13 protein-coding genes are annotated in these 13,626 nt (G+C 71.6%); 12 read left to right on the forward strand and 1 reads right to left on the reverse strand.

The genetic code is table 11. The features are described from left to right. Positions 1-34 precede the first annotated feature (34 nt). From RAN62_RS37110 to RAN62_RS37165, 12 genes are all read left to right on the forward strand, one after another. A complete protein-coding gene (locus RAN62_RS37110) occupies positions 35-580 on the forward strand; it encodes a F0F1 ATP synthase subunit B (RefSeq protein ID WP_305789562.1) in 546 nt (181 codons plus the stop codon). Beyond that, a complete protein-coding gene (locus RAN62_RS37115) occupies positions 577-1,398 on the forward strand; it encodes a F0F1 ATP synthase subunit delta (RefSeq protein ID WP_305789563.1) in 822 nt (273 codons plus the stop codon). Before RAN62_RS37110 ends, RAN62_RS37115 begins: the two co-directional genes overlap by 4 nt. An 82-nt stretch (positions 1,399-1,480) precedes the next feature. Then, a complete protein-coding gene (gene atpA / locus RAN62_RS37120; protein WP_305789549.1) occupies positions 1,481-3,127 on the forward strand; it encodes a F0F1 ATP synthase subunit alpha in 1,647 nt (548 codons plus the stop codon). A gap of 3 nt (positions 3,128-3,130) precedes the next feature. After that, a complete protein-coding gene (locus tag RAN62_RS37125; RefSeq protein ID WP_305789550.1) occupies positions 3,131-4,060 on the forward strand; it encodes a F0F1 ATP synthase subunit gamma in 930 nt (309 codons plus the stop codon). Beyond that, positions 4,060-5,502, forward strand: coding sequence for a F0F1 ATP synthase subunit beta (gene atpD, locus RAN62_RS37130; protein WP_438874596.1), 1,443 nt, complete (start codon positions 4,060-4,062; stop codon positions 5,500-5,502). Before RAN62_RS37125 ends, atpD begins: the two co-directional genes overlap by 1 nt. A gap of 260 nt (positions 5,503-5,762) precedes the next feature. Further along, complete coding sequence (locus RAN62_RS37135; protein WP_438874597.1) at positions 5,763-6,896, forward strand: LCP family protein; 1,134 nt, start codon at positions 5,763-5,765, stop codon at positions 6,894-6,896. 133 nt (positions 6,897-7,029) lie between these two features. Beyond that, entirely contained in the window at positions 7,030-7,311 is a 282-nt protein-coding gene (locus tag RAN62_RS37140) for a F0F1 ATP synthase subunit epsilon (protein ID WP_305789552.1), read from the forward strand. Positions 7,312-7,318: 7 nt separating this feature from the next. After that, positions 7,319-7,786: a DUF2550 domain-containing protein gene (locus RAN62_RS37145; protein WP_305789553.1), complete on the forward strand. Its 468-nt coding sequence runs from the start codon at positions 7,319-7,321 to the stop codon at positions 7,784-7,786. Between the two features lie 388 nt (positions 7,787-8,174). Beyond that, positions 8,175-8,549, forward strand: a complete 375-nt coding sequence (locus RAN62_RS37150; protein ID WP_305789554.1) for a DUF2255 family protein — start codon at positions 8,175-8,177, stop codon at positions 8,547-8,549. A 10-nt stretch (positions 8,550-8,559) separates the two neighbouring features. After that, positions 8,560-9,582 carry an aldo/keto reductase gene (locus RAN62_RS37155; protein ID WP_305789555.1) on the forward strand — a complete coding sequence of 341 codons (1,023 nt, stop codon included), beginning with the start codon at positions 8,560-8,562 and terminating at the stop codon, positions 9,580-9,582. Positions 9,583-9,672: 90 nt separating this feature from the next. Next, on the forward strand, positions 9,673-12,306 hold the full coding sequence (locus RAN62_RS37160; protein WP_305789556.1) for an FtsK/SpoIIIE domain-containing protein: 2,634 nt from the start codon (positions 9,673-9,675) through the stop codon (positions 12,304-12,306). Further along, a complete protein-coding gene (locus RAN62_RS37165; protein WP_305789557.1) occupies positions 12,293-13,030 on the forward strand; it encodes a hypothetical protein in 738 nt (245 codons plus the stop codon). The genes RAN62_RS37160 and RAN62_RS37165 overlap by 14 nt, the downstream gene beginning before the upstream one ends. A gap of 18 nt (positions 13,031-13,048) precedes the next feature. Here the strand turns inward: RAN62_RS37165 and RAN62_RS37170 are convergent, their stop codons facing one another. Then, positions 13,049-13,447, reverse strand: coding sequence for a hypothetical protein (locus RAN62_RS37170; protein WP_305789558.1), 399 nt, complete (start codon positions 13,445-13,447; stop codon positions 13,049-13,051). Positions 13,448-13,626: the final 179 nt, after the last annotated feature.

Genomic DNA, 13,626 nt, shown 5'->3' on the forward strand with positions numbered 1-13,626 from the left:
CTTCCCTCGCTAGGAGGTGCTCATGCTCAACTCTCTGACGCTGCTGGCCGCCGAGGCCGGCGAAGAGAGCACGCACAACCCGATCATCCCGATCTGGCAGGAGATCGTGGTCGGCACCGTGGCGTTCGCGCTGCTGTGCTTCGTGCTCATGAAGTTCGTCTTCCCGCAGATGGAGAAGACGTTCCGCGCTCGCGTGGACGCGATCGAGGGCGGGATCAAGCGGGCCGAGGCCGCTCAGGCCGAGGCCAACGAGCTGCTCGAGCAGTACCGCGCGCAGCTGGCCGAGGCTCGCACCGAGGCCGCCCGCATCCGTGACGAGGCGCGCGCCGACGCCGAGGGCATCCGTTCGGACGTCCTGGCCAAGGCCCGCGAGGAGTCGGACCGCATCATCAACGCCGGTCGCGAGCAGCTCGCGACCCAGCGCGAGAGCATCGTCCGGGAGCTGCGCTCCGAGGTCGGCACGCTCGCGGTGGACCTGGCGTCGAAGATCGTCGGGGAGTCCCTCGCCGACGAGGCCCGCAACCGGGGCACCGTGGACCGGTTCATCAACGAGCTCGGCGCCGGCACGGGCGGGCGCTGATGGCGACCGTCAACCGGGAGTCCTACGCCGCGGCCGCGGAGAAGCTGACCGCGGACACGCGGTCGGTCACGGCCGCGCAGCTCGCCACCGTCGCCGACGAGATCCTGTCGGTGGCCCGGCTGCTGCGCGGCGAGCCGCGGCTGCGGCGCGCGCTGACCGACTCCTCCCGCTCCGGCGCGGAGCGGTCCGGGCTCTTCCGGTCGCTGGTCTCCGGCAAGCTCAGCGTGATCACGGTGGACGCCGTGGCCACGCTCGTCGCGGGCCGGTTCTCGGCGCCGGGCGAGCTGCTGGACGCCACTGAGCGGCTGGGCGTGGACACGGTGCTCGCCGCCGCGGACCGCGACGGCAAGCTGGCCGAGCTCGAGGACGAGCTGTTCCGCTTCGGGCAGGTCGTCTCGGGCAACCCGCAGCTCGCCGTCACGCTCAGTGACCCGGCGGCTCCGGCCGACCGTCGCGCTAAGCTGGTCGAGGACCTGCTCAAGGGCAAGTCGACGGCCGCCACGGTCCAGCTGGTCAAGATCGCTCTCGAGGGCTTCGGCGGCCGGGGCTTCGACAGCTCGCTCACCAAGCTCGTGGAGCTGACCGCCGCCAAGCGTGACCGCGAGGTCGCCTATGTGACGGTGGCCAAGCTGCTCGACGACGCGGAGGAGCAGCGGCTCGCCGCCAAGCTCGCTGAGATCTACGGCCGGCAGGTCTCGCTCAAGGTCGACGTGGACCCCGCCATCATCGGTGGCGTCAGCGTCCGGGTCGGCTCCGACCTCTACGACGGCACGATCCTGCGGCGGCTCAACGCGGCCCGGCAGGCGTTCGCCCAATAAGACACTTCCCCTCGGCGGCGGCGACGCCACCGAAAGCCCTCGGGCGCGGCGACCGCCCCGAGCCGACTAGAGAAGGCAGAGGATGGCCGAGCTGACCATCTCCTCGGACGAGATCCGGGGGGCGCTAGAGCGCTACGTCTCGTCCTACACGCCCGAGGTCTCCCGTGAGGAGGTCGGCATCGTCTCCGATGCGGGCGACGGCATCGCGCACGTCGAGGGTCTTCCCTCGACCCAGGCGAACGAGCTCCTCGAGTTCGCGGACGGCACCCTCGGTGTGGCGCTGAACCTCGACGTCCGGGAGATCGGCGTCGTGGTCCTGGGTGACTTCACCGGCATCGAGGAGGGCCAGCAGGTCAAGCGGACCGGCCGCGTCCTCTCCGTCCCGGTCGGCGACGCCTACCTGGGCCGCGTGGTCGACGCGCTGGGCAACCCGCTCGACGACCGTGGCGAGATCGCCAACGAGGGCTTCCGCGAGCTGGAGCTGCAGGCGCCCAACGTCATGGCGCGCCAGCCGGTGAAGCAGCCGCTGCAGACGGGCATCAAGGCGATCGACGCCATGACCCCGATCGGCCGCGGCCAGCGCCAGCTGATCATCGGTGACCGCAAGACCGGCAAGTCGACGGTCGCGCTGGACACCATCATCAACCAGAAGGCGAACTGGGAGTCCGGCGACCCGGACAAGCAGGTCCGCTGCATCTACGTGGCGATCGGCCAGAAGGCCTCCACGATCGCCAGCATCCGCGGCACGCTCGAGGAGCAGGGCGCGCTGGAGTACACGACCATCGTGGCCTCCCCGGCGTCCGACCCGGCCGGCTTCAAGTACATCGCGCCCTACACCGGTTCCTCGATCGGTCAGCACTGGATGTACAACGGCAAGCACGTCCTGATCGTCTTCGACGACCTGACGAAGCAGGCCGAGGCCTACCGCGCCGTGTCGCTGCTGCTGCGCCGCCCGCCGGGCCGTGAGGCGTACCCGGGTGACGTCTTCTACCTGCACTCCCGCCTGCTGGAGCGCTGCGCCAAGCTCTCCGACGAGCTGGGTGGCGGCTCGATGACCGGCCTGCCGATCATCGAGACCAAGGCCGGCGACATCTCGGCCTACATCCCGACCAACGTCATCTCGATCACCGACGGTCAGATCTTCCTCGAGGGCGACCTGTTTGCCTCGGGTGTGCGCCCGGCCATCAACGTCGGTACCTCGGTGTCCCGCGTCGGCGGTTCGGCGCAGGTCGGCGGCATGCGCCAGGTGTCCGGCCGCCTGCGCCTCGACCTCGCCCAGTTCCGTGAGCTGGAGGCCTTCTCGGCCTTCGCCTCCGACCTGGACCGGGCGTCGCGGGCCCAGCTCGAGAAGGGCGTCCGCCTGGTCGAGCTGCTCAAGCAGCCGCAGTACTCGCCGCTGAGCTCGGGCGAGCAGATCGTCGTCATCTGGGCCGGCACCACCGGCCAGCTCGACGACGTCGCCGTCGGTGACGTGCGCCGGTTCGAGGGCGAGTTCCTCGACTGGTTCAAGCGCAACCGCAGCGACGCCTTCGCGACGATCTCCGCCGGTGGCAAGCTCTCCGACGAGACGGTCGACCTGCTCAAGGCCGCCGTGGCCGAGTTCAAGGGGCAGTTCACGTCGGGCGCCGACGGCGGCAACGTCAACGAGGCCCCGGCCGAGCCGCTCGAGGGCGACCAGCCGCGTGAGACCGTGACCCGCGAGGTCCGGTCCGGCTCGGAAGAGCGCTGATCCATGGCCGGTCAGGTACAGGCCCTCCGGCGGCGCATCCGCACCGTCAAGTCGACCAAGAAGATCGCCAAGGCCCAGGAGCTCGTCGCCACCAGCCGCATCGCGAAGGCGCAGGAGCGGGTCGCCGCCTCCAAGCCCTACGCGGAGGCGATCACGCAGGTGCTGACCGCGCTCGCGTCCAACGCGTCGGTGGACAACCCCCTGCTGCAGCCGCGTGAGCGGGTGCGGCGGGCGGGTGTCCTGCTGATCACCAGCGACCGAGGCCTGGCCGGCGCCTACAACGCCAACGCCATCCGCACCGCCGAGCAGCTCATGGCCCGGCTCCGCGCGGACGGCAAGGACGTGGTGCTCTACACCGTCGGCCGCAAGGGTCTCGGCTACTTCCGGTTCCGCAACCGGCCGGTCGAGGCCAGCTGGACGGGCTTCTCCGAGCGCCCGACGTTCGAGGACGCCCGCAAGATCGGCGAGTCCCTGCTGGAGGCGTTCGTCGCCGGCGCGGACGACACCGACACCAGCTACGGCCCGGACGGCATCCAGGGCGTGGACGAGCTCCACATCGTCAGCACCCAGTTCAAGTCGCTCATGACCCAGAGCCCGGAGGCGCGCTTCCTGGCGCCGATGCAGGTCGAGGAGCGCGAGCGCGAGCCGGGGCTGCGGGCGGCGTACGAGTTCGAGCCCGAGGCCGAGGAGCTGCTCGACGCGCTCCTGCCGAAGTACCTCAACACGCGGATCTACGCGGCGTTGCTGGACTCGGCGGCGAGCGAGTCGGCGTCGCGGCGGCGGGCGATGAAGAGCGCGTCGGACAACGCGGACGATCTGCTCAAGCGGTACACGCGCGAGATGAACTCCGCGCGGCAGGCTGCGATCACCCAGGAAATCAGTGAAATCGTCGGCGGCGTCGAGGCGCTGTCCGCAGCGGGAAGTGATGTGTGATGACTGCTGTAGCTGAGCCCACCAAGACGGAGACCGGCACCGGCCGCGTCGTCCGGGTCATCGGCCCGGTCGTCGACGCGGAATTCCCCCGGGACGCCATGCCCGACATCTACAACGCGCTGCACGTCGACGTGACCCTCTCCGAGGGCACCAAGACGCTGACCCTCGAGGTCGCGCAGCACCTCGGCGACAACGTGGTGCGCGCCATCTCGATGCAGCCGACCGACGGCCTCGTGCGCGGCGCCGACGTCCGCGACACCGGCGCGCCGATCTCGGTGCCCGTCGGTGACGTGACCAAGGGCCACGTGTTCAACGCCCTGGGCGACGTGCTCAACGCCGACGCCTCGACCCTGGACATCCAGGAGCGCTGGCCGATCCACCGCAAGGCCCCGGCCTTCGCGGACCTCGAGCCGAAGACCGAGATGCTGGAGACCGGCATCAAGGTGATCGACCTGCTCGCGCCGTACGTGCGCGGTGGCAAGATCGGCCTGTTCGGCGGCGCGGGCGTGGGCAAGACGGTGCTCATCCAGGAGATGATCATCCGCGTGGCCCGCAACTTCGGCGGTACGTCGGTGTTCGCCGGCGTGGGTGAGCGCACCCGCGAGGGCAACGACCTCATCCTCGAGATGGACGAGGGTGGCGTGCTCGACAAGACCGCCCTGGTCTTCGGCCAGATGGACGAGCCGCCGGGCACCCGCCTGCGCGTCGCCCTGACCGCCCTGACCATGGCGGAGTACTTCCGGGACGTCCAGAACCAGGAGGTGCTGCTCTTCATCGACAACATCTTCCGGTTCACCCAGGCCGGTTCCGAGGTGTCGACGCTGCTCGGCCGCATGCCGTCGGCCGTGGGTTACCAGCCCACCCTGGCCGACGAGATGGGCCAGCTGCAGGAGCGCATCACCTCCGTCCGGGGCAAGGCCATCACCTCGCTCCAGGCGATCTACGTGCCCGCCGACGACTACACCGACCCGGCGCCGGCCACCACGTTCGCCCACCTGGACGCGACGACCAACCTTGAGCGGTCGATCTCGGACAAGGGCATCTACCCCGCCGTGGACCCGCTGGCCTCCAGCTCGCGGATCCTGGCCCCGGAGTACGTGGGCACCGAGCACTACGCGGTCGCCCGCGAGGTCCAGCGGATCCTCCAGAAGTACAAGGACCTGCAGGACATCATCGCGATCCTCGGCATGGACGAGCTCTCCGAGGAGGACAAGGTCACGGTGCAGCGGGCCCGCCGCATCGAGCGCTTCCTCTCGCAGAACACGTACGCCGCCGAGCAGTTCACCGGTGTCGCCGGCTCGACGGTCCCGCTCAAGGAGACCATCGAGGCGTTCAAGAAGATCGCCGAGGGTGAGTACGACCACTTCCCCGAGCAGGCGTTCTTCATGTGCGGTGGCCTCGAGGACCTCGAGCGCAACGCGCACGAGCTCATGAAGGGCTGACGCACGTCAGTGCCGTGACGGGCCGCTCCGACTCCGGTCGGGGCGGCCCGTTTCTTTGTGCTGTCGGTGCGGGTCCGGTAGCGCTCAGTTTTCGCCGTGTCCGTCTTGGTGTTTTGTCCGTTTAATCACGAGTATCGCGGGCGCCCGGACACGAAGAGTTCTTCGATGTTTCGGCTAATCTTGGCGCAGCCCGCAGACGGTCTCCGTCACCATGGACGCTTTGGTCGCGGGGGATCCCGGGTTCGACGGTTGGGGAGCGAGTGGCGAAGAGCGGCAAAACGACGTCGTGGCGGCGGACGCCCCTGTGGGCGCGGCTGTGCGCGGTCTTCGGCTGTGTGCTCATGGTGATCAGCGGCGGGGCGCTGGTGGGCGGGCAGGCCCTCATGGCGCGTTACGCGGGGGCGGTCGAGACGACCGACCTGCTCGGCGGCACGGCCGCGGGCGCCACGACGAAAAAGGTCAGCGAGATCAAGGGTCCGCTCAACCTCCTGCTCGTCGGCATCGACCCGCGCACGGACGACCAGCCGCCGCTCTCCGACTCGATCATCATCGTGCACGTCACGAAGTCGATGGAGGACGCGCAGCTCTTCTCGATCCCGCGCGACCTGCTGGTCGACATCCCGCCGTTCGAGAAGACGGGCTTCCGGGGCGGCCGGTCGAAGATCAACGCCGCCATGTCGCTGGGCAGCAGCGTGGGCAACGGCAAGCACGACGTGACCCAGGGCTTCGAGCTGCTGGCCAAGACGGTCAGCCAGCTCACCGGCATCAAGGAGTTCGACGCCGGCGCCATCATCAACTTCAACGGCTTCAAGAAGATCGTCGAGGCCATGGGCGGCGTCACGATGACGGTCGACCAGCTCGTGAAGTCGGAGCACCTCCAGCCCAACGGCAAGCCCCGCCCCCGCCGGCCCGAGTGCGCCGACAACAGCTGCGAGCACCCCTACATCGGGCCGCAGAAGACGTACAAGAAGGGCACCTACCACCTGCAGGCGTGGGAGGCGCTCGACTACGTCCGCCAGCGCTACGGCCTGCCCAACAGCGACTACGACCGGCAGCGGCACCAGCAGCAGTTCATCCGGGCCATCGCCGAGCAGGCGCTGAGCAAGGGCGTCGTGAGCAACCCGGTCAAGCTCGACTCGATCCTGCGCGCGGCCGGCGACGCGGTCATCTTCGACGGCGCCGGCCACGACATCGTCGAGTGGGCGCTGGCCCTGCACAGCCTCGACCCCGGCGCGATGGCCACCATCAAGCTGCCTGGCGGCTCGGTCTTCAACGGCGACGACTACCTCGGCGAGGGCCTGGCGGACTCGGCGGACGACTTCTTCACGGCTGTCCAGAAGGACACCGTCACCACCTTCCTGCTCGACCACCCCGAGTTCCTCCAGGCCAGCTAGCCGGTTGTCGGCGGGGCGGCCCCGGCGGGGCCGTCCGTGAAGACGGTCACCCGGGACGTCGGCGTGTCACGGCGCCGTTTAGAATTGGCCCACGGTTGCGGAGCCCCCCGCGCCGGGCTGACAAGGAGAGAGCGTGGCCAACCAGCTGCACGTCCAGGTCGTCGCCGTCGAGGAGCGCATCTGGTCGGGTGACGCCGAGATGGTCGTCGCGCGCACCACCGAGGGTGAGCTCGGTGTCCTGCCCGGCCACTCGCCGCTCCTGGGCCTGCTCAAGGAGCCCTCCCAGGTCCGCGTCAAGCTGAGCGGCGGTGAGCAGCTCACCTATGACGTCACCGGGGGCTTCCTCTCCATCGACGCCAACGGCGTGACCGTCCTGGCCGAGAGCGCGACGCCCGCCACCCCCGACGCCCACTGACGCGACGATGCGGGTTCTGGAGATCATCGGAATCTGCATCGCCGCGCTGCTCGTCGTCCTCTTCCTGATCTTCTTCCGGGGCCGCCTCCTGATGCGCGGCAGCGGCGGAATCCGCCTGCAGGTCCGGGTCACCACGGTGGTCCCGGGCCGCGGCTGGTCCACCGGCGTGGGGCGGTTCGTGGGCGACGAGCTGCGGTTCTACCGCTTGTTCAGCTTCGGCATCCGCCCCAAGCGCGTGCTCAACCGCCAGATCCTGGCCGTCGAGAGCCGCCGCCTCCCCGAGGGGCCCGAGCGCCTCAGCATGCCGGGCCACTGGGTGGTCCTCCTCTGCCGCCAGCACGGCGAGCCCATCGAGATCGCGATGGCCGAGTCGACCGTGACCGGCTTCCTGTCCTGGCTCGAGGCCGGCCCGCCGCGCCAGCCGGGCAGCATGCTCCCGCGCCCGACCATCACTCCGCGCCCCGCCGAGAGCTGACCCGGCGCCGCGCCCGCGCGCTTGTGCCCGCGCCCGCCTGCTTTGCTTGCTCGCGACTGCCCGCGTCTGCTCCGCCCGCGTCGGCTCGTCCGTGCCCGCCCGCGCCGGTCGGCTTGTAAGCGCCCGCCGCTGCTCGCCCGCCCACTCGCCCGCGCCCGCTTGCTCGGATCCGCCCACCCGCCGGCGCCCGCTGGTCCGCGTCCGCGCTCGGTCGCCCTTGCGCGACGTTCATCGCACCGCCCTGCTTCGGTGCTGCCGCCGCCGCGACCCCGCGCGACAGAGGGTCCGGCGCGGAGGGGGTTCTGCCGTTACCGGGGACAGCCGAAACTCCCACGGGACGCGGGTACACGGGTTTCATGGAGGGGAGCCCGAGAGAAGGAGTCCCGCGATGCCCTGGACGGATGACGAGCTGAGCCGGGTCGGCCGGGCCGAGGAGCTGCGCATCGCCTCGTATCGCCCGGACGGGTCGCTGCGCCCGTACGTGACGATCTGGGCCGTGCGGGCCGGCGACGATCTCTACGTGCGCAGCGCGTACGGGGCGGGCAACGGCTGGTTCCGCCGGGCGAAGGCGTCGGGCTCCGGCCGCATCCAGGCCGGCGGCGTCGAACGGGACGTCACCTTCGCCGGGGCGGAGCCGGGCGCGCACGTCGGCATCGACGAGGCCTATCACCGCAAGTACGACCGGTACGGCCCGGCGATCGTCGGCTCGGTCACCGGAGACGAGGCGCGGGCGGTCACGATCCGTCTGCGGCCCACCGACTAGAGGAGCGACCATGGAGATGCGACCGCTGGGCCGTACCGGCGTGCAGGTCAGCAAGTTGTGCCTGGGCACGATGATGTTCGGGGACTGGGGCACCAAGGATCACGACGAGAGCATCAAGATCATTCACCGGGCGCTGGACGCCGGGATCAACTTCGTGGACACCGCCGACGTCTACTCGCAGGGGGAGTCGGAGGAAATCGTCGGGAAGGCGCTGCGGGGCCGGCGGGACGACATCGTGCTGGCCACGAAGTTCTTCATGCCGTTCGACGACGACCCGAACCACCGGGGTGGCTCGCGCCGCTGGATCATGCGGTCGGTCGAGGACTCGCTGCGCCGGCTGGGCACCGACCACATCGACCTCTACCAGGTGCACCGCTGGGATCCCGCGGTCGACCTGGACGAGACGCTGGGCGCGCTGACCGATCTCGTCCGCGCGGGCAAGATCCGCTACTTCGGCCACTCCACCTACCCGGCATCCACGATCGTCGAGGCGCAGTGGGTCGCGGAGAAGCGGGGGCGGGAGCGGTTCGTCACCGAGCAGCCGCCCTACAACATCCTCGTGCGCAACATCGAGAACGAGGTGCTGCCGGTCGCCCAGCGGTACGGCCTGGGTGTCATCCCGTACAGTCCGCTGGCCGGCGGCTGGCTCTCCGGCCGCTACCGCAAGGACTCGCAGGACGGCCCGATGTCGGAGGCGCGGAAGCGGCTCGCGGCCCGCTTCGACCTGTCCCTGCCGGAGAATCAGCGCAAGCTGGACGCCGCCGAGCAGCTGGCCCGCCTGGCGGATGACGCCGGGCTGACGCTGGTCCAGCTGGCGATCGCGTTCGTGCTGCGCCACCCGGCGATCACCGCGCCGATCATCGGCCCGCGCACGATGGATCACCTGGAGTCCCAGCTGGCCGCGGCCGACGTCGAGCTCAGCGCCGACGTGCTGGACCGGATCGACGCGATCGTGCCGCCCGGTCTGACCATCAACCCGGCCGAGAACGGCTGGGTCAGCCCATCGCTGCAACCGTCGGCCCGCCGCCGCTGACGTATCCCGGATCGGCGACACGCGCCGGTTAATCGCCTCGAATAGCTCAAAGTGGTTAAAATCCCCCAATCTGGACTCCCGGGGGGACAAGTGCCTAGCCACCGCAATGCGCTGGTAGCCGTCGTCCGGCAGGAGCTGGCCGAGGCGCGCGGCACCGCGCGGGCCGTGCTGGCCGCCGCCGAGTCGGCCCGTGGCGAGGCGCAACGCCGGAAGCGGCTGATCCGGGAGGCCTACTCGACCTGCCTGGCCCAGCTGGCCGAGGCGCGCGACGCCGCCCGGCAGGACATTCTGCGCCGTACGCAGTCCGAGGCCGCCACGCTCACCCGCAACGTCGAGTCGCTGGCGGCCCTGTCCGCGCCCGGGGCGGCCGGGACGTCCTGGCGCTACTGGACGCCGACCGAGCCCGAGCGGGTGGGCCGGCCGGGCCTGCTGCGGATCGGGACCGTCGCCTACGAGGCCGGAGAGGAGCGGACCAAGCTGCCCGCCCTGGTGCCCTTCCTCGACCACGCGCACCTCAATGTCACGGGCGACCAGGAGGACGCCGACGGGGTGATCTCGGGGCTGCTGCTGCGCGCGCTCGGTACCACCCGGCCCGGCGACGTCACCCTCAGCGTGTACGACCCGGAGCGCCTCGGTGGCACGCTCGCCGGCTTCGCGCCGCTCACCACGAGCAAGCTGCTGTCGTTCGTGTCGCCGGGCGGGCTCAGCGGCACCCTCGACGAGCTGGTCGAGCACATCTGCCGGGTCAACGAGACCGTGCTCGCCGGGGAGTACTCGTCGCTGGCCGAGCTGACGGCCGCCACGCCCGGCCCGCGGCCCGAGCCGTGGCGGGTGCTGGTGCTGCTCATGGACAAGGCGGACCTCAAGGAGCGGGAGCAACTCGAGCGGATCGTGCGGACGGGCGTGGCGTGCGGGGTGCACCTCGTCGTCCGGGGACTCGAGCTGCCATCTCATCCGACGGTCGAGCGGATCGCCGCCACGAACGGCAGCGCGACCTGCGACATCACGGGCGAGATGAGCGTACGGCTGGATGCCCCGCCCCCGCCGGAGAAGATCGCCGCCTTCTGCCGGACCACCGCCGAGCGGCTGCGCGAGGGCCCGCCGCCCGCGCGGTTCACGGACCTCGAGCCCGCGCGGCTGTGGACCGAGTCGTCAGCCGCCGGGCTGCTCGCGCCGATCGGGGACAGCACGGACGGGTCGCTGGTGCCGGTGCCGCTCGGCGACGATCCGCCGCACGCGCTGATCGGGGGCCCTTCCGGGTCGGGCAAGACCAACCTGATCTACGCGTGGATCACCTCCCTCGCCGCCCGCTACGGCCCGGACGAGCTCGCGCTCTACCTGCTGGACTTCAAGGAGGGCGTGTCCTTCGCGCGGTTCGCTCCCGGTCCGCGCGACCCCAGCTGGCTTCCCCAGGTACGCCTGGCCGGCATCAATGTGAACGGCGACCGCGAGTTCGGGCTCGCCCTCCTGCGCCACCTGGGCGAGGAACTGCGCACGCGCGCCCAGGCCGCCAAGCGCGCCGAGGCGTCGAAGCTGGCCGAGCTGCGCGCCGAGGATCCCACCGGGCACTGGCCCCGGATCGTGGCGATCATCGACGAGTTCCAGGTGCTGCTCGGCGGCCGGGACGCGGTCGCCGACGAGGCCGTCGCCCTGCTCGAGGACCTGGCCCGGCGCGGCCGCTCGCAAGGCATCCACCTGGTGCTCGCCAGCCAGGACATCTCCGGCATCGAGGCGCTGTGGGGCCGCTCCGGGCTCGTCGAACAGTTCACGCTTCGCATCGCGCTGCCCAAGGCCCGCCGCATCCTGGCCGAGACCAACCTGGCCGCCGCCGTCATCCCCCGCTTCCACGCCGTGGTCAACGCCGACTCGGGGGTCGCGGGCGCCAACCGGATCGTGCGCCTGCCGGACGCCGGTGACCGCGCGGCGTGGCGCACGTTGCAGCGCAAGTTGTGGCAGCAGCGGCCCCTGGAGTGCGAGCCGCCGCGGCTCTTCGACGGCGACGCCGTGCCGCGGCTGCCCGACGCCTACCGGCCGGCCGGGCCTGTCCCCGTCCACGACCCGGCGCAGGTCGGCTCGTCGCCGGGCGCGGTGCTCGGCGAGCGGATCGACGTCGCCGCCCGGCCCGCCCGGCTGCGGCTGGGCCGGATGCCGGGGCGCAACCTGGCCGTACTGGGCACGCGCACGGACGAAGCCTGCGACATCCTCGCCGCCGCCGCACTGTCGCTCGCGGCGCAGGGGCCGGCCCGGTTCAGCGTCGCCTGTCTCGACCCGGGCGCCGAGCACGCGGCGGCGCGGCTGGTGGCCGAGCTTCCGCACGCCGACTGGTACGGGCACAGCGACCTCGGCGAGCTCTTCGCCGCCACGGTGCCCGACGGGATCCCGCACTATGTGCTCGGATACGCGCTGGATGCGGCGGGGGTCGCGTACCGGGAAGGGTTGAAGGCGCTGTTGACCGACGGCCCGGAGCAGCGCACCCACGTCCTCGGGTGGTGGCGCTCGGTCGGACGGCTGCGCGACAGCCTCGGCGGCCTCGGTGCGCGGCTCGACACGATCGGCGCCTGGGTGGCCCTCGACGTGCACGGCGCCGAGCTGACCCCGCTCTCCCCGCAGCCGGGCGGCCCGGTCTGGTACCCGCGCCGGCGCCGCGCGCTGTTCTTCGACCGCTCGGTGCACCGCAACCCCGAAGTGATCATCCCGTACGAGGTGAACAGTGACCACACGTGACCGCGACTACCAGCTGATGATGTCCGCGCTCGCCGACGTGGCGCGCCGCCGCGACGCCGAGCTGGGCGACGCCGACCAGGCCTACCAGGCCAACGCCGCCCAGGCCGCCGGCGAACTGGCCCGCGCCGAGGGCGACGCCGCCGCCGCCGACCGCTGGGCCGGCGCCGCCGCCGCCCAGGTCCTCGACGTCGACCGCGAGGCCGCCCGCCTCTGGGAACAGCTGCGCCGCGCGCCGGGCCTGCGGGTCCGCGCCCTGGGCGAGGTCCCCGAGCCGGTCGCGGTCGAAACCCTGCCGCAGATGGCCCTGGAACGCTCCCCGGGCTCCGGCGCGCTCGTGCCGGCCCCCCGCCAGTCGGCCCGCATGCTGCTGGCGCGCGCCGCGGAACGGATCGACATCACCGTACGCCCGGCCGAGCGCCGTTCCCTGCCCCGCTGGGCGCTGCCGCTGCTGCCGTTCCTGGGCGCGCTGGTGGCGGGCTTCACGGGTTTGGTGGCCGCCGGTCTCGTGACGGTCGGCGACTCCTCGCTGCCGGGCAACGCGGTGCTGCGGGGGCTCGGCTGGCTCGGCTTCCTGGTGGCGCCGTCCGCGGGCGTGCCGGTGGCGGCCCTCTTCGCCCACCGTCGCCTCCGCGCGCGCCTGGACATCGGCGGCATCGGGCTGACTCTGCTCGGCGGAATGCTCGCCGCCACGGTGCTGTCGGTGACCTTCGCCGCCTCGCGCTGACCGCCCAGCTGCGGCGGGTCAGAGCCGGCGCTGCCACCAGGGGAGGGCGGGGTCGGCGGCGGGGTCGGGCAGGGTGCGGCGCTCGAAGAGGTCGTCGAGGGCGGCGACCTGCGACCGGAGTTCGCGGGCGGCCCGGGCGGGGAGGCGAGTCAGGGCGGTGTCGAGGATGCGCCGATGTTCGACGGCGTCGCAGCAAAGGCAGTCGGCCCGATAGACCTCCGGCCGAAGCCGCCGTTGCGGGCCGTGGGCGAGACGCCGCCAGTCGGCCAGGGCTCGAGCCACGGCGCCGGGCCAGAGGTGGCGGCGCTCGCAGAGACGGATCTCGCGCACGGTCGCCGCGCTGAGACCGTCGACGGCGGCGCACTCGTCGCGGCGCGGGCGGGCGGCGCGCACGGCCGCCGGAGACCTACGCGGCATCATCCTCACGAAGAATCGTCATGGCGGCGATGGTGGCACGGCGCCAACCTCCCGCGCGACTGCAATTCCGCACGCCGCATGGGCGCAACGCCGCGAGCATCCCGCACGATGCGCGGCGGGATTGCCCGTGCGGTGGCACGTATGGGATGCCCGCGCGACTGCTGTTCCGGGCCGATGCG

Source organism: Symbioplanes lichenis (genome assembly GCF_030709675.1).
GTDB classification, from domain to species: Bacteria; Actinomycetota; Actinomycetes; order Mycobacteriales; family Micromonosporaceae; genus Actinoplanes; species Actinoplanes lichenis.